At 57.6% G+C, this 19,143-nt stretch carries 14 protein-coding genes; 6 read left to right on the top strand and 8 right to left on the bottom strand.

Annotation, left to right across the window (positions count from 1 at the left end):
- Positions 1-56: 56 nt before the first annotated feature.
- From traN to FGA82_RS27515, 4 genes are all read right to left on the bottom strand, one after another.
- On the bottom strand, positions 57-2,033 hold the full coding sequence (gene traN, locus FGA82_RS27530) for a conjugal transfer mating pair stabilization protein TraN (protein WP_141129528.1): 1,977 nt from the start codon (positions 2,031-2,033) through the stop codon (positions 57-59).
- On the bottom strand, positions 2,024-2,800 hold the full coding sequence (locus tag FGA82_RS27525; protein ID WP_141129527.1) for a hypothetical protein: 777 nt from the start codon (positions 2,798-2,800) through the stop codon (positions 2,024-2,026). Before FGA82_RS27525 ends, traN begins: the two co-directional genes overlap by 10 nt.
- A 226-nt stretch (positions 2,801-3,026) precedes the next feature.
- Entirely contained in the window at positions 3,027-5,177 is a 2,151-nt protein-coding gene (locus FGA82_RS27520) for a hypothetical protein (RefSeq protein ID WP_141129526.1), read from the bottom strand.
- Positions 5,178-5,261: 84 nt separating this feature from the next.
- Positions 5,262-6,068, bottom strand: a complete 807-nt coding sequence (locus FGA82_RS27515) for a hypothetical protein (protein WP_141129525.1) — start codon at positions 6,066-6,068, stop codon at positions 5,262-5,264.
- Positions 6,069-6,300: 232 nt separating this feature from the next.
- Here FGA82_RS27515 and FGA82_RS27510 point away from each other — a divergent pair, with 232 nt between their 5' ends.
- From FGA82_RS27510 to FGA82_RS27490, 5 genes are all read left to right on the top strand, one after another.
- Positions 6,301-7,329, top strand: coding sequence for a LacI family DNA-binding transcriptional regulator (locus tag FGA82_RS27510; protein ID WP_141129524.1), 1,029 nt, complete (start codon positions 6,301-6,303; stop codon positions 7,327-7,329).
- Positions 7,330-7,480: 151 nt separating this feature from the next.
- Positions 7,481-8,263, top strand: coding sequence for a sugar phosphate isomerase/epimerase family protein (locus FGA82_RS27505; protein ID WP_141129523.1), 783 nt, complete (start codon positions 7,481-7,483; stop codon positions 8,261-8,263).
- Positions 8,256-9,254, top strand: a complete 999-nt coding sequence (locus tag FGA82_RS27500; protein WP_141129522.1) for a sugar kinase — start codon at positions 8,256-8,258, stop codon at positions 9,252-9,254. Before FGA82_RS27505 ends, FGA82_RS27500 begins: the two co-directional genes overlap by 8 nt.
- 80 nt (positions 9,255-9,334) lie before the next feature.
- Positions 9,335-10,633, top strand: a complete 1,299-nt coding sequence (locus FGA82_RS27495) for an MFS transporter (RefSeq protein WP_141129521.1) — start codon at positions 9,335-9,337, stop codon at positions 10,631-10,633.
- Positions 10,634-10,651: 18 nt separating this feature from the next.
- On the top strand, positions 10,652-11,629 hold the full coding sequence (locus FGA82_RS27490) for a 2-hydroxyacid dehydrogenase (protein ID WP_141129520.1): 978 nt from the start codon (positions 10,652-10,654) through the stop codon (positions 11,627-11,629).
- A gap of 131 nt (positions 11,630-11,760) precedes the next feature.
- On the opposite strand, the gene FGA82_RS27485 is transcribed toward FGA82_RS27490, so the two are convergent.
- The 4 genes from FGA82_RS27485 to FGA82_RS27470 form a co-directional block, all read right to left on the bottom strand.
- Positions 11,761-12,948, bottom strand: coding sequence for a pyridoxal phosphate-dependent aminotransferase (locus FGA82_RS27485; protein ID WP_141129519.1), 1,188 nt, complete (start codon positions 12,946-12,948; stop codon positions 11,761-11,763).
- Between the two features lie 41 nt (positions 12,949-12,989).
- The gene (locus FGA82_RS27480) at positions 12,990-14,615 is read right to left on the bottom strand and encodes a methyl-accepting chemotaxis protein (RefSeq protein WP_141129518.1); all 1,626 of its coding nucleotides are present in this window, start codon (positions 14,613-14,615) and stop codon (positions 12,990-12,992) included.
- A gap of 307 nt (positions 14,616-14,922) precedes the next feature.
- Entirely contained in the window at positions 14,923-16,062 is a 1,140-nt protein-coding gene (locus FGA82_RS27475) for a glycerate kinase (RefSeq protein ID WP_141129517.1), read from the bottom strand.
- A 217-nt stretch (positions 16,063-16,279) separates the two neighbouring features.
- On the bottom strand, positions 16,280-17,398 hold the full coding sequence (locus FGA82_RS27470; protein ID WP_141129516.1) for a sugar diacid recognition domain-containing protein: 1,119 nt from the start codon (positions 17,396-17,398) through the stop codon (positions 16,280-16,282).
- A 171-nt stretch (positions 17,399-17,569) separates the two neighbouring features.
- Between FGA82_RS27470 and FGA82_RS27465 the strand changes: the two genes are divergently transcribed.
- The gene (locus tag FGA82_RS27465) at positions 17,570-18,880 is read left to right on the top strand and encodes an MFS transporter (RefSeq protein WP_141129515.1); all 1,311 of its coding nucleotides are present in this window, start codon (positions 17,570-17,572) and stop codon (positions 18,878-18,880) included.
- Positions 18,881-19,143: the final 263 nt, after the last annotated feature.

The raw sequence follows: 19,143 nt of genomic DNA, 5'->3' as shown, positions 1-19,143 counted from the left end.
GGCTTAACTGATCGGCATTAGCTGCGAAGCCCGTTTATTTTTACCTTTTGCCTTGGCTATTTAACTTCAGACCACCCCTGGGTCTCGGCTTCGTGTCTCAGGGTGTCTGCGTCGATACCTTGAAGACGCTGCTCGTTTCGCTTCAGCGTGTCGAGCCGGTCTCCTTTAACGTTCAGGTTGCTCCCCTGCCCTGTCAGATTGTCGAGATTAACGGTGTTCACGTTTGGAAAATTACCCGTGGTCTGCAAAATGCCAATCCACTCACCCAAGTCGATTTTGTCCCAGTTCACTTTGTCCAAGGCCGCGATCGGTATCGGGTCACAGGACGGGTTCTCTGCCTCGCCGAAATTTGTCCCAAGCTGGGCACGAATCTGCTCCTGGAGAATGCGGGCAACCGGACTGTTGAAGCAGCAGTAGGACTCTCTCTTCTCGATGCAACCCAGCGGAGTTTTGGAGGCGCAATAGCTGCCGATGAAATGGCACACCTTGAGTTCCTTTTTCGCGCCGAGCTCAAACTCTTTTTCTTCGCATTCCCAGATAATGTTTACAAGAATCTCGGTCAAAACATAGATCGTGTAAATGATCATGATGACGTTAGCGGCCATGGCGATGTTCTGTGCCAGTGGGCCGAGCGCTGCGTTTCCTCCCGTCGTGACAGTACCGTCTGCACCCGTTTGGGCAAACTGACCACCCGCCTCGCTGACAAACACGGCGTTAGCAGCTTGGGCTCCAAATGTCTGCGCCGTCCATTCCGCGGTCTTGTTCATCAGGGTCTGCTTGAACGTGGCGATAATTCCTTGCTCTGCCCCTTTAGCCACCAGATCGGTTGCCGCCATTCCTGAGTCAGTCATTGACGCCCACAAATCGCTGGTTGCGCGCCACGCCGAGTTGATACCGTCAATGATTGGTTGCTTCAACTGGTTCCAAGCACCGTAGACGGGTTTTGTCATCTCGAAGTTGCCTGTTGCCTCCATCAAGGAATAGGTTTTGATCGTGAGGTTTACGTAATCAGCCAGAGAGATTCCGCCAGGGTTCTCGCAACAATTGACCCATCCGCCCACTGCTTTTTTGCACTCCATCGGTTCGCCCTTGAACAAAGCGCAGGAGCGGTTGTTCTCGATGCCGTCATCTCCAGTACAGTCCATGTCGTGCTGCGCTGACTGAGCGATTTGTAATGCTGCCACTGCCTTGGAAAAGTCATTGCTTTTGTCATAGGTCGGGTTGTAGCACTCGCCCCCTGCGCAACGTACAGGACCGTCACACTTGTAAACGGTATCTGCCTGCTGATTGGGAACATCCACATCAACACCGCAGTCCCAGACTTCCTCAAAGACGGCACATGCACCAGATTTACCCTGAGCTCCACCGACACATTTTTGTTCAATGAAACCGCATTTCGGGTCATCTTCGTATTTTTTACATGAGTTGAGATTGCCTCCATTATTTGTGGGACAGCGCCTGATCCCTTTAGCGTCAACAAAGCACTCCATGTCACCTTGGTAAAATTTGCATTCAGACTTAAATGAAACTTGCCGACAGAGTGGACTGATGCCTGGTAATGGCGATGGTTTTAAATGATTTTCACACACCTGTACGCCGTTGATAGAAGTGCACCCATTTGTAACCGTAGGCATGTCAGTGCAGGTAAGACTTTGGGCTGAGCAGAATCCGTCAGTTATCTGGGTAGCCGCTGCAATTGCAGCTTCGTCGTAATACTCATCTTGGATCACAGCTTTACTTGGATCAAAAAGCAGCTTTATTCTCGCGTAGGCTTCCCCTTTGTCGCCCACCGAAACTCGGGTTTTAAAATCTACGTCACCGTTCACTTTGAAGTGTCTGGTAACGTCGATATCGAGGTTATCTTGCCATTCAGTAGACAGCTCACATGGCCCGCCTGTTTCAGGAGGAAAATTACCGTTAGGGCCATTCCAAACTTTCGTGTCACCCGTCCAAATCTGCATGTAATCATCATATTTGGCATATTCAAGAGTGGCTTTTACGATAGCGTCTGGATTAATTATTTTCACAGACATTTTTTCTCGGCGCCATTGCGCACGTGTACGTTAGTGACAATCGAACGCCCTGCACTATCGACAGCAATGGCGGCACCGCTGCCTCCCGATACGCGCGTGCCATCCAATACCAGGGTATTGGCACGATCAACAAAATTATCCCCGCTCAACAAAATGCCATTCATTCCACCGACAATACTACCGCCTTGTGCAAAGACATCTCCGCTGGCCAAGCGTAAGCCATAACCATTGGCGCCATTGGAAATCAGATCCGAACGGGTCAGGTTAAGTGTAGTTTGCGCGCTGACGACCGCTGCTTCTATACCGCCGGTAACCGTAGTTCCAATCAGGGACACCACTGTCTCACGAGGCGCGTTAGGTATACGCCCAACCTGCAGCCCAGTGGTATCACTGGTAATCGTGCTGTTTGTGATGACAGCGGTTGAGTTGGTAATGGTGACAGCCGGCTGATTTGCACGCGCCGTGACCGTGGCACGATCAAGCGTCACTGTCGAACCGTTAGTTGCTCGAATATCTTGCAAGGTTCCGGCATTAACAACCAGCTTTGAAGCATTCGAAGAAATATTTAATGTCTCAGCATTATTCACGGTCAACGTAGCACCCTGACCAATAATAAAGTCCTCCACTGGCGCACCGTTATTGATCGTTTCATCGGTGATGATGGCGCGAGCATGAGCCATCGATGTGGACAATACGGAAAAAGCGAGAAACCAGAATTTTCCTGCACGACCCGCCATCAGCTTTTTGTCAAAACAATGCAAAGGCATGAGAATTACCACCCGAAAATAAATCTATAAGGATAACTTTGGGGGCTTCCCATTAAAGTTTCCTCCCTCAGAATGGCCGGAAGACTACAGACCAAGTTCTCGCTTTTCTGTAGGACTAATCCTTAACTGCTGAAAGAAAAATCTGCGCCGTTGAAAAAACCAAACGGGAAGGCATTTCTCATGCCTCCCGTTTAATCAGACCCGGTTCTCTTGACTCTCCCTCTAGTCACCTCACCTCATGACAGAACTCACGGTTCCCATTGACCAGAGAAACGATCTTCACCGTAGCGTTCGAAGTAGCTCGAGTGCCATCGGTCCATACCGCCGTGTACTTGAGTGATGCATAAGTAATGGCAGGCGCAGGTACAGGGAAGGGATCCGGGCGCGTCTGGATCGGTACAATCTTGGTCAGATATTCCGCGATCTGACCCGTGATGCCCGTCGTGGCTTCGGTTCCGGTTACAGCAATAATCACATCTTGCTCGGTACCAGCGATTGGCGATTGCCCCCCAGCATCAGTAGTCCCGACCCAATGGGCGGTAATGCTTTGCAAGCCAGCCAGAACAGGATTCGCCGCGACCCTGAAAGTCAAAAACGGCAGAGGTGGCTTGACGCCTCGGATGAATCCAACGGTTGGGCAGTTGATAATCGTGCCGTTGTCGAACAACCTGTCAATGACCGGCTCAGGCACTTCTTTCGCGACAGTTGTCACCGTCACCGTTTCGTCCAGACACCGTTGACGGTTGATCCCGCCGATATACGAGAAGCTCCAATAGGTGATCTTGTCCCCTGGCCCACCATCAACAACTCTCTGAGCGGGCAAGGTACTTTTATATTCCGTCAGGCCTTCTGGTGAAAACTCATTGACGGCAATGCCGTTGTAATACCAGGTACAAACAACGTCGTTACCCAGTGGTTCGGTGGCCGGTAATGGAATGATGACCTCTGGATCTGTAATCAGATCAGGCGGGTTCAGCGTATTGAGAATCTTGTCGACCCCACGCAGTTGCACTTTCGCCAGAGATTTATTGACTTCATCAGGTTCATCCACATTTTCCTCACCTGGATATGAAAAATCCAGGTCGGGTGTTGCCGCCGGAGAGTCTTTTGGCGTGATGCCCCGCATCCAGGTCCACAACACGCGCGTACCAACTTCACGAACATCAGGATCACCTCCAGCAAGAGAGGCGTAAATCGTTTTCAAGTCAGTCCATTTGATCCTGAAGGTCAATTCGGTATTTGTTCCAAAATCTTGAATAGGAGGATCAAGATCTATGGTTTCAAAATTCTCGAAAAATACGGTTGCCTTGTCTGTGTCCTGCGTATTCAGAGGGCGCAGAACCCTGATCGGCACACCGTTAGGTTCATAGAATCGCACATCGGCAAGGTCGATCGTGTTATCGCCGGCAGTGTTGGCAGCATCGATGATCGGCGCAGCAGGTACAGGAAGGGGAACAAACTCAACGACTCGACTATACGCCAGCATATCTGCACTACGATTGCCCGCCGCATCTTCATAGGCCATGATCAGCCACACGGTACCGTTTGCCAGTTTACTGATGTCCAGCATCGGGATAGACACCTTCCCATCCGCTGGTACAGGATCAACAGTCAAAGTCGGGGTGAGCTGACGTGTAGGCCTTAGCGTTGGGCTCAAGTAAATAAAGCATTTATCTGTAGCTTTAATATCCCACTTGCCATCTGTGACCGGCAACGTGAACTCCATCCCGGTAGTTCGAATGGTTTCAAGATAGGCCGTATCAATTTTAGCGTTCGCAGCCAGTGGAAAGTCCACTCGGGTGGGTGCCAGAACACGGACATCGCCCTTGTTGTGGAAAGGAGCGAAAGTATCCACGAAACAAGTGGTGATTTCAGAGTACTGAGGGTTGCCGTCCAGTTGTCCCGAACTTTGGATTTTCCACTGGGTAGGTGAGGCAGAACCCGTCGTGAGAATATCCGTGAGCCTGCCCGCAGGCAACGTGACATTCCATTGAGTAGGCCGGCCGGAAACAGGGGGGGCCGGTTGACGCAGCCACTCCACCCATGCCCAGCTATCAGGAGCATCCGGGTCGTCGATACCCTCCTGAAAGGCATAGCCCTCGATAACTACTTCGTCTCTGTCACTCGGAAACTCCCATGCGAAAACAGTAACCGTAATGGGAAGATCGGGCTGGCGTGCAACTGTTGTAGTCCCCGCCTGTGCCGCGGCGCTTTTCAATATCGTAACAGGCACTACTCCACCATCTGCCACACCCACAACCACAGGTTTTTGCGAATCGGCCAGAACGCCATTTGCGTTCAGACGTTTTAGCCTGAGTTCTTTCCGAGAGTTCTCCGCGACCTGTTGTACAGCACTTAACTTAATATCAGTTGTCATGTTAACAGCTCCTTCCGTTTATGAACGATGCCAGCAAAAAAAACAGCCCAATCAAGCAAGTTTCAAAACTACTATCCAACTCAATCAAGGACCACAAGCGTAATCTTCTCCAGGAATCTTCCTGTCGATCTTAACCAGCCCTGGAGAGGAAGCCGCAATAGGCACACCATTACGAAATATCGAATAGACCGCCAACGCCGAAGCATTTTTTTCCAAAGGCTTTACATATTGCTCATAGTCGACTATCCAAAAATCAAATCCTGTCACCACCTCTTGGCGGATTAATGTCTTCTTCAGTTCGTGGGTAAACAACGCTGGACCGGAACCGTTCAAACTTGCATACCCGACCCACCCTAAACGCACTTCATCATCTTCACGCCACTCAATCGAAGTAGGAACTGGAATACGCACGATCACTCTTTCCCATAGCAACGGAGTCGATGTGCAGTTCAAATACCCCCATATATTTGCACTGGGAAAAACGGGCTCATCCAATACAACAGGTGGTTTGCGTCTAACGATAAGAAATTTGTCACCTGAGTAAGCGGGATTCCCGTCTGTGATGGTTTCGTAATGCAGGCGGTACGTCCCATCAACTGCGAAGAACTCGGGTGCAATGATCGGCCGATAATCTGGCTCGGTCAGTGGGCTTGGATAATTTTGCTGAAAGACCTCTTTCTCATCTAAATAGATATAAAGAAAATTCGGTGATCCAACAGGAGCCGGAAAAGGCCATCTCGGTACTATGACGGTCAAACCATTCTGATGGGCAATGGGAAGAATGACTCCACTTGCATCGACTTCAATAACTACTGGGGGGTCATAATCAAACACACCAATGGGATCAGTGCCTCTGCTAGCCGCTGGGTTTGTTGTTTTTTGATCGGTCATTTGACGTACCTGACTTGAATCGGTTTGCAACAGCAATGAATTTCATTAGGCGCTTCAAAATGAGTTCCGCCTACTGTCAGATCTGACAGGGGAAGCGACCGCTCGTCGGGAATTCGCCGGTTGTATACCTCTGCCAGCAACAGGTGCGTCTTGACGAAGATAGGAGGTTTGGTGTTATCTGAAACCGGTTTCAGCCACTTCGAAAATCAATCCAAAAACAAGAACTACTGTGATGAACGACTTTTCCACCGCCCAGCGCAGCCGCGTGACCATGCTCGACGTCGCCGAACACGCCGGCGTGTCCAAGGCCAGCGTGTCGCGCTTCATCGGCGATGATCGCGCCCTGCTCTCCGATGCAATTGCCCAGCGCATCGAGCAAGCCATCGCCGAACTCGGTTACCGCCCCAACCAGATGGCTCGCGGCCTGAAACGCGGGCGCACGCGCCTGATCGGCATGCTCGTCGCCGACATCCGCAACCCTTATTCGATTGCCGTGATGCACGGGGTGGAAACCGCTTGCCGGGCGCACGGCTACAGCCTGGTGGTGTGCAACACCGACCGCGATGACGAGCAGGAGCGCCAGCACCTGGCGCTGTTGCGCTCCTACAACATCGAAGGGCTGATCGTGAACACGCTGGGCCATCACCGTGACGAGTTGCACGAGCTGCGCCGCGAGATGCCGCTGGTGCTGGTGGATCGCAAGGTCGACGGGCTCGTCAGCGACATGGTTGGGCTAAACAACCCGCAAGCGGTGGAGATGGCGCTGACGCATCTGCAGCAGCGCGGTTACCGGGATCTGGTGCTGGTGACTGAACCCTATGACGGCACCAGTTCACGGATCGAGCGGGTCAACAGTTTTCACGCGCAGATTGCGCAGCGTTCGGGGGTGACCGGGGCTGTGCTGGAAACCGGCGATGATCTGAACGCGCAACTTCTGACCTTTTTAAAGACACCCGGCAATGGCCCAAAAGCGCTGTTTTGCGCCAATGGCGTGGCGGCGCTGGCCGCAACGACTGCCTTGCGCCAGATTGGCTGTCGGCTGTTCGAGGATGTCGGGCTGATTGCCCTGGACGATCTGGATTGGTATCCGCTGGTGGGCAGCGGGATTACCGCGCTGGCTCAGCCGACGCAGGAGATAGGCGCGCGGGCGTTTGAGTGTTTGCTCAAGCGCTTGCGTGGGGATGATGAGGTGGCGCGGGTGGTGGATTTTGCGCCGGTGCTGGTTGAGCGTGGGTCGACCCGTGAAGTTGGTGGTGTCTGATCTGACGCCTTCGCGAGCAAGCTCGCTCCCACAGGTTGATCGCATTCCATTGTGGGAGCGAGCTTGCTCGCGAAGAGGCCCGCAAGAACAAACCCTCCTTCACTGATATTTTTTTGAACAAAAATGAAACCGGTTTCAGAGGTCAATAACAATGAATAAACCCGCCGTTTCCATCAGTTTGTCCAGCTACGGCGCCGAGCTTGTGCGTCAGCGCGGGCAGGATTCTTTTATCGATGTTCTGGCTGCCGCCGGAGCGAACCGCATCGAATGGCGCGAGGAGTTGCTGACACGTGAAGACCCCGCGCAACTGGCGCAGGCCACCCAAGCGCTGGGCCTGCTCAGCATCTATTCCTCACCCACCGAACTGTGGCTGGCCGGTCAGGCGCAGCCGAATCCCGAGTTGATCACCGCGCTGCAACAGGCCGAAGCGTTCGGCTCAAAGTGGCTCAAGGTTTCTCTCGGCTACTTCACCGACACCAACGATCTGCAAGCCCTGGCCGAACGCTTGAAGCTCAGCCCGGTGCAGTTGCTGGTGGAGAACGACCAGACTTTGCACGGCGGTCGCATCGAGCCGTTTCAGCGCTTCTTCGCCGCCGTCGAGCAGCACAACTTGCCGATCAAGATGACCTTCGACATCGGTAACTGGCAGTGGCAAGACCAGTCCGCCGCCAACGCTGCGCGCCTGTTGGGCCGCCACGTCGGTTACGTGCATTGCAAAGCCGTGGCCCGCCGGCCGGACGGCAAACTGGTGGCGGTGCCACCGACGGTCAGTGACCTGCATCTGTGGGAACAACTGCTGCGGCACATGGCCCAAGGCGTTATGCGCGCGGCCGAATACCCGTTGCAGGGCGATGACCTGGTGCAACTGACCACCGAGCACGTCGCCGCCCTCGCCCGCCTCGGCCAATCGCGTCTGGAGCCTGCTCATGTCTGAGATCGATATTCTTTCGTTCGGCGAAACCATGGCGATGCTGGTCGCCGAGCAGACCGGTGATCTGGCGGCGGTCGAGCACTTTCACAAGCGTATCGCCGGGGCCGACAGCAATGTCGCGATCGGGCTGTCGCGCCTGGGTTTCAACGTCGCCTGGCTCAGCCGCGTTGGCAATGATTCACTCGGGCGTTTTGTGGTCGAGACCTTGATCAAGGAAGGTCTGGATTGCAGCCACGTCGAGGTGGATAAACAGCACCCGACCGGTTTTCAGTTCAAATCGCGCAACGACGATGGCAGTGACCCGCAAGTCGAGTATTTCCGGCGCGGTTCGGCGGCCAGTCATCTGTCGCCACAGGCGATCACGACAAGTCTGCTGAGCGCCCGTCACCTGCACGCCACAGGCATTCCGCCGGCGCTGTCGGCCTCGGCGCGGGAGATGTCCTTCGAGCTGATGACGCGCATGCGCAACGCCGGGCGTAGCGTCTCGTTCGACCCTAATCTGCGCCCGAGCCTGTGGGCCAGCGAGCGCGAGATGATCAGCGAGATCAACCGCCTCGCCAGCCTCGCTCATTGGGTGTTGCCGGGGTTGAGCGAAGGTCGTTTGCTCACCGGTTTCGAAGACCCGGCGGACATTGCGGCGTTTTATCTCGATCAGGGTGCCGAAGCCGTGGCGATCAAACTCGGGCCTGAAGGTGCTTATTACCGAACGCATCTGGCGTCGGGATTTGTCGCTGGTGTGCCGGTGACCAATGTCGTCGACACGGTTGGTGCCGGTGATGGTTTTGCGGTGGGGATGATCAGTGCCCTGCTTGAGCAGCAGAGTTTTGCCGAGTCGGTGCAGCGGGCGAACTGGATTGGCAGTCGCGCGGTGCAGAGTCGCGGGGATATGGAGGGGTTGCCGACCCGGGCAGAACTTGATCGATCGTTCCCACGCTCCAGCGTGGGAATGCATACCGTGACGCTCCGCGTCACAGAGGACGCGGAGCGTCCTTAGAGGCGTTCCCACGCAGAGCGTGGGAACGAGAAGTTGTTTGAACCTGCTGCGACAAAAACAACAAGCTCAGGAGCAAGACCATGAAAACCGCAACCCTCGCCACCCGCCGCTGGTGGTACATCATGCCGATCGTGTTCATCACCTACAGCCTGGCGTATCTCGATCGTGCCAATTACGGCTTCGCCGCCGCGTCCGGCATGGCGGCCGACCTGATGATCACCCCGGGCCTGTCATCGCTGCTCGGCGCGCTGTTCTTCCTCGGTTACTTTTTCTTCCAGGTGCCGGGCGCGATCTACGCGCAAAAACACAGCGTGAAGAAGCTGATCTTCGTCAGTCTGATCCTTTGGGGCGGCCTTGCGACGTTGACCGGCGTGGTCTCCAACGCCTATTGGCTGATCGTCATCCGCTTCATGCTTGGCGTGGTCGAAGCGGCGGTGATGCCAGCGATGTTGGTGTATCTGTGCCACTGGTTCACCCGTGCCGAACGCTCACGGGCCAACACCTTTCTGATCCTCGGCAACCCGGTAACGATGCTGTGGATGTCGGTGGTCTCGGGCTATCTGGTGCAGCATTTCAGCTGGCGCTGGATGTTCATCATTGAAGGCTTGCCGGCGGTGATCTGGGCGTTTATCTGGTGGCGTCTGGCCGATGATCGTCCGGCCCAGGCCAAGTGGCTGAGTGATCAGGAGAAGCAGGATCTGGAAAGCGCTCTGGCCGCTGAGCAGGTCGGCATCAAAGCGGTGAAGAACTACGCCGAGGCGTTCCGTTCGCCGAAGGTGATCATTCTCGCGCTGCAGTTTTTCTGCTGGAGCATCGGCGTCTATGGCTTCGTGTTGTGGCTGCCGTCGATTCTCAAGGCCGGTGCGCAAATGGACATGATCGAAGCCGGTTGGCTGTCGGCGCTGCCGTACCTGGCGGCGGTGATCGGCATGCTCGTGGTGTCGTGGGGTTCGGACAAGTTGCAGAAGCGCAAACGCTTCGTCTGGCCACCGCTGCTGATCGCGTCAATTGCGTTCTACGGCTCTTACGCACTGGGCGCTGAGCACTTCTGGTGGTCGTACACATTGCTGGTGATTGCTGGCGCCTGCATGTACGCGCCTTACGGGCCGTTCTTTGCCATCGTCCCGGAAATTCTCCCGGCCAACGTCGCCGGTGGCGCGATGGCGCTGATCAACAGTATGGGTGCGCTCGGCTCGTTCGGCGGCTCGTACCTGGTCGGTTACCTGAACAGTTCCACCGGTTCGCCCGGTGCTTCGTACCTGTTGATGAGCGGCGCGTTGCTGCTGTCAGTGGTGCTGACGATTTTTCTCAAGCCCGGCGCCAGTGATCGCGTCGTGCCCCAAGCCGCTGCGCCACGCCCGGTGCCGGCGCATCCCTGAATTGAAGAGAACATTGCGATGAAAAAGCAGGTTGTGTTGTACAAGAAACTTTCGCCGGCGTTGATGGCGCGTTTGCAAGAACACTGCGACGTGACACTGATCGACAGCCTTGACGCCGACGGCCTCATGCAACTGCGTGATGCCCTGCCCCGTGCTCACGGTTTGCTCGGCGCCAGCCTGAAGCTCGATGCTGCGTTGCTCGATCTGGCGCCGCAGCTGCAGGCCATCGCCAGCGTCTCGGTGGGCGTCGACAATTACGACATCGATTACCTGAGCCGGCGCAAGATCCTGCTCAGTAACACCCCGGACGTGCTCACCGAAACCACCGCTGACACTGGTTTTGCGTTGATCCTCGCCGCCGCCCGGCGTGTGGTCGAGCTGGCGAACATGGTGCGCAGCGGGCAATGGAGTCGCAACATCGGCCCGGCGCATTTCGGCACCGATGTGCATGGCAAGACGCTGGGCATCATCGGCATGGGCCGTATCGGCGAGGCGCTGGCGCAACGTGGGCATTTCGGTTTTGGCATGCCGGTGATTTATCACAGCCAGTCGCGCAAACCGGCGGTCGAGGCGCGATTCGATGCGCACTATCGCAGCCTTGAAGACTTGCTCAAGCAGGCCGATTTCATTTGCCTGACCTTGCCGTTGACGGCTCAGACCGAAGGGTTGATCGGCGCTGAACAGTTCGCGCTGATGCGTCCGGAAAGCATCTTCATCAATATCTCACGGGGCAAAGTAGTCGATGAGGCGGCGATGATCGATGCGCTGCGTCACCAGCGGATTCGGGCGGCGGGACTGGATGTGTTTGAGCGTGAGCCGTTGAACCATGATTCGCCGCTGTTGCAGTTGAACAATGTGGTGGCGACGCCGCATATGGGTTCGGCGACGCATGAGACGCGTGAGGCGATGGCGCGCTGTGCGGTGGAGAATCTGTTGGCGGCGCTGAAGGGAGAGAAGCCGGCGAATCTGGTAAACCCATCAGCCTGGCAGGGCTGAGACCTGATCGTTCCCACGCTCTGCGTGGGAATGCAGCACGGGACGCTCTGCGTCCCTTCTGGAAGCTGGAACGCGGAGCGTCCCTTGAGGCATTCCTTTGCTGCGCGTGGGAACGATCAATCTGTGCAGTGTCAGGCACTACGCGCCTGTAAAAGCTGCGCCGCACACAAGGCAATCCGCGCACAGGCATCCGCCAGTTTCACCCGGTCCAGCACCAAACCAATCCTGATATGCCCTGCCGCACTCGGCCCGAACGCTTCACCAGCCAGCACCGACACGCCATAACCCTCGAGCAACTGCTCGGCAAACGCCTGGGCGCCGAGCCCGGTCTGGCGCACATCAACCATCACAAACATGCCGCCATCCGGGCGGATCGGATACAGCCCCGGACAACCGTTTAGACGTTCGCAGACCAGATCCCGCCGCAGGCGATATTCCTCGCGCATTTGCGTCACTTCAGGCAGGTCTGACTGCAGCGCAATCTCTGCGGCTTTCTGCACAAAATCCGGCAACCCGAACAACATGCTCAGCGACAAATTGACCAAATGCCCGGCCAGCGATTTCGGTCCGATCATCCAGCCGATGCGCCACCCGGTCATGGCGTGGGACTTCGACAAGCTGTTGATCGTCGCCGTGCGTTCAGCCATGCCCGGCAAGCTCGCCGGACTGACGTGCTGACCTTCGTAAAGCAGTTCGCTGTAGACCTCGTCGCTGATCAGCCACAAGTCATGCCGCACGCACAGAGCCGCCAGTTCCTGCCAGATCAGCAGTGACAGGCTCGCGCCGCTGGGATTGTTCGGACTGTTGAGCAGCATGGCGCGGGTTTTCGGGGTGATCCGCGCAGCGACATCGAGCGGGTCAACGCGAAAGCCGTTTTCCGGCCGCACCGGCACCGGGACCACCGTCGCGCCGCAAGCGCCAAACACACCTTCGTAGGTGACATACATCGGTTCGGCAACGATCACTTCATCGCCCGGATCCAGCAAACATTGCGCCACCGAATACACCGCGCATTGCGCGCCGGGCATGATGATCACGTGGTCGGCCTCCACCGCTTGGCCGCTGCGCCGACGATGGCGTTCGGCGATCAGCGTGCGCAGCGCCAAACGGCCACGTACTTCGGAATAATGGGTATCGCCGGCCAACAAGCTGTCGATCGCGCCGTGGACAATCGGCAGAGGCGTGTCGAAATCCGGATCGCCGATGCTCAGCAGCAGGATATCGACACCCTCGGCGCGCAACTCCAGCGCTCGGTCGTGAATCTGCCAGGCGGCTGCCCCCTCGCCGGCGATTCGTTGGGTCAAGGCTGAATAGCGCATGTACGTCTCCTGATTGCGCGGTCTCCAGCCTTCACCGTATCTCAAATCACGAAACGCGCCACCATGGCGTTCAAATCCACCGCCAGACGCGACAGTTCGTGGGTCGCAGCGCTGGTCTGATTGGCCCCGGCGGCCGATTGCGTGGCCAGATCGCGGATGTTGACGAGGTTGCGGTCGACCTCGCGCGAGACTTGCGCCTGTTCTTCCGAGGCGCTGGCAATCACCAGGTTGCGTTCGTTGATCTGATGGATCGACTGGGTGATCTGCTCCAGCGCCACGCCGGCCGCGCGGGCCATTTCCAGCGTCGACTGGGTGCGCTGGTTGCTTTGCTGCATCGAGGAAACCGCTTCGCCGGTGCCGTTCTGAATGCCGGCGACCATTTTTTCGATTTCCTGAGTCGACTGCGCGGTGCGATGGGCCAATGCCCGAACTTCGTCCGCCACGACCGCAAAACCACGCCCAGCCTCACCGGCGCGCGCCGCTTCGATGGCCGCATTGAGTGCCAGCAGGTTGGTCTGTTCGGCAATGGCGCGGATCACGTCGAGCACTTTGCCGATGTCGCGGCCCTGAGCGGCGAGACCTTCGATCATTTGCGCGGTGTTCTGCACGTCGTGGGTCATGGTCTGAATCGCGTCAACGGTTTTCACCACTTGATCACGACCTTCGCGGGCGGCGTGGGTCGACTGGTTCGAGGCTTCGGAAGTCGACACGGCGTTGCGCGCGACTTCTTCGACGGCGGCGGTCATTTCGTTGACGGCGGTGGCGGCTTGTTCGATTTCGTTGTTCTGCTGCTGCAAGCCACGGGACGCTTCTTCAGTCACCGCGCTGAGTTCTTCGGCGGCAGCGCCCAGTTGAGTGGCGGAACCGGCGATCTGCTCGATGGTTTTGCGCAGGTTGCTCTGCATGGCGGCGAGCGCTTCGAGCAGGCGGGCAGGTTCGTCTTTGCCGTCGATTTCGATTGTTTTGGTCAGGTTGCCGCTGGCGATGGTTTGCGCGGCCTGCACGGCGCGGTTCAGCGGCGTGACGATGCTGCGGGTCAGCAGCCAGGCCAGCAACACGGTGGCCAGCGCCGCCACCACGGCGACAATAATGATCCCGGTGATGGCGCTGTCGTAGTGTTCACCGGCCTGGATCGACGCAGCTTTAGCGTCAGCGGCGTTGATCGCGATCAGTTTGTTGAGCTGCTCGCCCATCTGGTCGGTGCCGTCCTTGATCCGCGTGTTGATCAGGGTACGCATCTCGTCGAGTTTGTCCTGACGGGACAGCTCCATCATCTGGTTCTGCGCTTGCAGGTAGTTGTCCAGTGTGGTCGCGAAGCTCTGGTACAACGCCTGTTCTTCCGGACCGGCCGGCAATGCGGCGTAACTGGCCTGCGCTGCGCGAACCTTGTCGACCAGAACGCCGATGCGGGTCTGCGCCTCCTGCAAACCGGCCGCTTCGCGGTTGACCAGCACACGGAACGACAGAATCCGCAGACGCAGAACGTTTTCAGTCACCACGCTGAGCTGGGTCACGCTGGGGAGTTGCGTCGAATCCATCTCGACGGAGGCCTGACGGATGATCGACATGCGATTGACGGCGAACACGCCGAGCACGATCACCAGCAAGGCGATAAAGGCAAAACCGAGGAAGGCACGGGGCGCGATATTGAGGTTACGCAGGGACATAGTTGAGCTCTCGAAAGATAGAAACTACGAGCGTCCATGCGTCATCACTGACCCGTGGGGGCGGGCTCAGTCCGGCGTCACTGTTTTAGGAAGTTATGTGCGCGCCTGTTAGCTGTATCGGCCAGGCTTTAGGAAGATTGCGGGTCAAGGGCAATTATTTTTCAGGGTGTTACATCGATGAAACACCGTTAATCTCTTTGTGTAGGAGCTGCAGAAGGCTCGGGCCGCGATCGGACGATCTTTTGATCTGAGCTTTTAAAAGCAAAATCAAAAGATCCCAGCCTTCGGCAGCTCCTACAGGATTTGCTCAGGATTTCGCGGCCATGTGCCAGACACGAGCGATGTCCGTGGCGCGCTCGCGCAACAGGCGCGGTGCTTCGGCGCAGGCCTGCTCCAGCGTCATCGGGCCGCTGGTCACGGCGAATGCCGCATCGATGCCGTGCTCGTAAAGCTCTTGATAGCCCTCACCTAACGTTCCGGCGATGACAATCACTGGTACGCCCTGCTGTTTGGCAATCCGCGCAACACCGAATGGTGTCTTGCCGCGCAAGGTCTGGGCATCGAAGCGCCCTTCCCCGGTGATTACCAGGTCGGCGCCTTTAACGGCTTCGGCGAGGCCGACCAGTTCGGCGACCACTTCGACCCCGGCTTGAAATTGCGCACCGAGAAAAGCCTTGGCCGCAAACCCAAGACCACCCGCCGCACCGCAGCCCGGTTCGTCACGAACATCTTTGCCCAACGCTTGTGCGCAGAGTTCGGCGAAGTGCCCCAACGCCTGATCGAGTTGCTGCACCTGCGCCGGCGATGCACCTTTCTGCGGGCCGAAAATCGCCGACGCACCGTGCGGGCCACACAGCGGGTTGTTGACGTCAGCAGCGATATCGAAACGCACCTGCGCCAGACGCGGGTCGAGTTCGCCCAGGTCCAGCTGCGCCAGTTGCGCCAACGCCAGACCGCCGGGCACCAGCGACTGACGCTGCGCATCGAGTAACTTCACGCCCAGCGCTTGCATTGCCCCAGCGCCGCCATCATTGGTCGCACTGCCGCCAATCGCCAGAATCACCCGTTGCGCGCCGGCATCCAGTGCTGCGCGAATCAGTTCGCCGGTACCGAAGGTGCTGCTGATGCAGGCATCGCGTTGGCCGAGCGGTACCAATTGCAGGCCGCTGGCCTCGGCCATTTCGATGATCGCTGTGTGGTTGTGAGGCAACCAGCCCCACGCCGCATCGACCGGTGCCCCCATCGGGCCGCGCACACGGGTGCGGCGCAGTTCACCTTCACAGGCCGCAAGAATCGATTCGACCGTGCCTTCGCCGCCGTCAGCCATTGGGCATTTGACCATCGTTGCCTGCGGCCACACCTGAGCGAGGCCGAGGGCAACGGCTTCGGCGACGCCTTGGGCAGTGAGGCTGTCCTTGAACGAATCGGGGGCGATGACGATCTTCATGCGAATTCTCCGGTTGCAATGCCCCTCATGCTGCCAGTCTGCCTGCGCGTTGACGCCGGTCCGCTGCACAAGTGGCGGGGGCGTTTATTGTTCATTTTCACAAAAAGCTCTGCGGTGACCGTACCGTCGCCATCGCGAGCAGGCTCACTCCTACAGGGGAATGCATTCCAAATGTAGGAGTGAGCCTGCTCGCGATGGCGTCTTTGAAGACGCCCAATTAACCCGGATCAGTCTGTGGCAGCAGCTGCACCCCAAGATACAGCGCCAGCATCCCATCGAGCCGCAGCGGATCAACCCCACTCAACTCGGCAATCCGCTCCATCCGATAACGCAAGCTGTTGCGATGAATCCCCAACGCATCCGCACAGGCCTGACTCTGCCCGTCGTGGTCACACCAACTGCGCAGCGTCGCCAGCAACTGGCCGTTGCCATCCTTGGCGATCACCTTGCGCAACGGTTTGAGTAATTCGTCCAGTGCATCGTCATTGCGATGGCGCCACAGCATCACCGGCAACCGATAGCGGTTCAGCGTCAGCAAACGCGAGTGCGGCAGCACCTCTCGGCCATAGGCGAGCAAATCACCGACTCGTCGGTAACAACGGCGCAGCCCCGCCAGTCCATCGGCCTGCCCGCCTACGGCGATGCGCAGAACCTTCCAGCCCAGACCATCGAGTTTTTCCAGCAGGCGATCATGCTCGACGTGCTGACTCGCCGGCCGACACCAGAGCAGTGACGACTTCGCCGAACTCACGCACCAACTGTCCGGATAACGCGACATCAGCCAGGCACTGAGCGCCTCTACGGTTTGCCCCGACCCATGTTCAAGGCCCAGCTCGAACAGATACGGCACCCGCGTCAATTGCGGTTTGAGCCCCAACTGCTGTGCCTCATCGACCAGTCGCGGCGAGTCCCCCGCCTCGCTTAACAGCAACGCCAGCAGATCATCGCAACGCTGGCGCCGCCATTGCTGCTCGGCCTGCTGATTGCGCTGGCCGACGAGCATTTCGGCGGTCATCCGCACCAGTTCGGCGTACGTGCGCAACTGCTCTGGCTCACCGGTGATGCCGAGCACACCGATCAAGCGCTGATCGAGCAACAGCGGCAGGTTGATCCCGGGCTGCACGCCTTTCAAATGCACAGCGGTCTGCGCGTCGATCTCCACCACGCGACCGTTGGCCAGCACCAGTTGCGCACCTTCGTGACGGGTGTTGATGCGCTCCGGCTCACCGCTGCCGAGGATCAGCCCCTGGCTGTCCATGACATTGACGTTGTAGGGCAAAATGGCCATGGCCCGGTCGACGATGTCCTGGGCGAGGTCGTGATCGAGTTCGAACATAGCGGCGGCAATCCTTGATTTATGGCACAGGTAGTTGTTCACCCGCACAGGGTCTGGCGGCAAACCCTGTGCTCAGGCACAAAGACAATCCGGCCAAAGGTGACCGAGACTCTCGGGGCGATCAACGTTACCCTTTGCATCGCAAAAAATCATAATAAAGAGAGAGCCGCTATGTCGCAGAGCGCCGCAGCTACCCAGACCATCGATGACGATAAAAACGCCGTCTACAAACGCATCACCCTGCGTTTGATCCCCTTCATTTTCATCTGCTACTTGTTCAACTACCTCGACCGGGTCAACGTTGGATTTGCCAAACTGCAGATGCTCGATGCACTGAAATTCAGCGAAACCGTGTACGGCCTAGGGGCCGGGATTTTCTTCATTGGCTACGTGCTGTGCGGCGTGCCGAGTAACCTGGCCCTGACCAAATTCGGCCCACGGCGCTGGATCGCCGTGATGATGATCACCTGGGGCACGCTGTCGACCTGCCTGTTGTTCGTCACCACCCCGACCGAGTTCTACACCCTGCGCCTGTTCACCGGCGCGGCCGAAGCCGGGTTTTTCCCGGGCGTCGTGTTGTACCTCTCGCAGTGGTTCCCGACCTTCCGCCGTGGGCGGATCATGGCGCTGTTCATGTCGGCGATCCCAGTGTCCGGTTTGCTTGGCAGCCCGTTCTCTGGCTGGATTCTCAATCACTTCGCCGCAGGGCAAGGTGGTTTGGCCGGCTGGCAGTGGATGTTTCTGCTGCAAGGCATTCCGACGGTGATCCTCGGCGCCCTTGCCTATTTCCTCCTGAGCGACAGCTTCGCCAACGCCAAGTGGCTGAGCCCGCATGAGCGTGCGGTGCTAGAGGCGGATCAGGCTGAAGACCTGGCGAACAAGCCGAAAACCACGTCGGACTCACTGCTGGCGGTGTTCAAGAACCCGGCGATCTGGGCGTTCGGTCTGATTTACTTCTGCATCCAGAGCGGCGTGTACGCGATCAACTTCTGGTTGCCGTCGATCATAAAGAACCTCGGTTTCAACGATAACCTGGTGATCGGTTGGCTGAGTGCGATTCCGTATCTGCTAGCGGCGGTGTTTATGCTGGTAGTCGGGCGCTCGGCGGACTTGCGCAAGGAACGTCGCTGGCACTTGGTGGTGCCGATGCTGATGGGCGCGATCGGGCTGGTGATCGCCGTTAACTTTGCGGCGAACCCGGCGATTGCGATTCTCGGTCTGACCATTGCCACCATGGGCGCATTGACTGGCCTGCCGATGTTCTGGCCGGTGCCGACGGCCATGTTGAGCGCGGGCGCTGCGGCCGGTGGTCTGGCGTTGATCAACTCGATGGGGCAGATGGCTGGCTTCCTTAGCCCGTATCTGGTGGGTTGGGTCAAGGACAGCACGGGGTCGACGGATGCGGCGTTGTATCTGCTGGCAGGTGTAATTGTTGGCGGGAGTTTGCTGGCGTTGCGCATGACGCGAACGTTGCGCGCTTGAGTTTTTGATGGCTGGAAGAACGGCCCTTTTCAGGGTCGTTTTTTATTGGGGTTTCGGCTGGGCTTTTGTGGTGTTCTGGAGATCTTTTCCCCCTCACCCCAGCCCTCTCCCCCAGGGGGGCGAGGGGGAAAGGGAGCCGATCTGCGGGTTTTTCAAGACCTGAGTTCGACTCGGGGAAAGGAAGGCGATTTTGGTGCTTTGCAAGACCTGAGTTCGACTCGGGAGAAGGGAGGCGATTTTGGTGCTTTTCAAGACCTGAGTTC

The sequence above is a fragment of the Pseudomonas fluorescens genome (genome assembly GCF_005938625.1).
Lineage (GTDB): Bacteria > Pseudomonadota > Gammaproteobacteria > Pseudomonadales > Pseudomonadaceae > Aquipseudomonas > Aquipseudomonas fluorescens_BD.
This window is presented reverse-complemented; position numbering and strand designations above follow the sequence as displayed.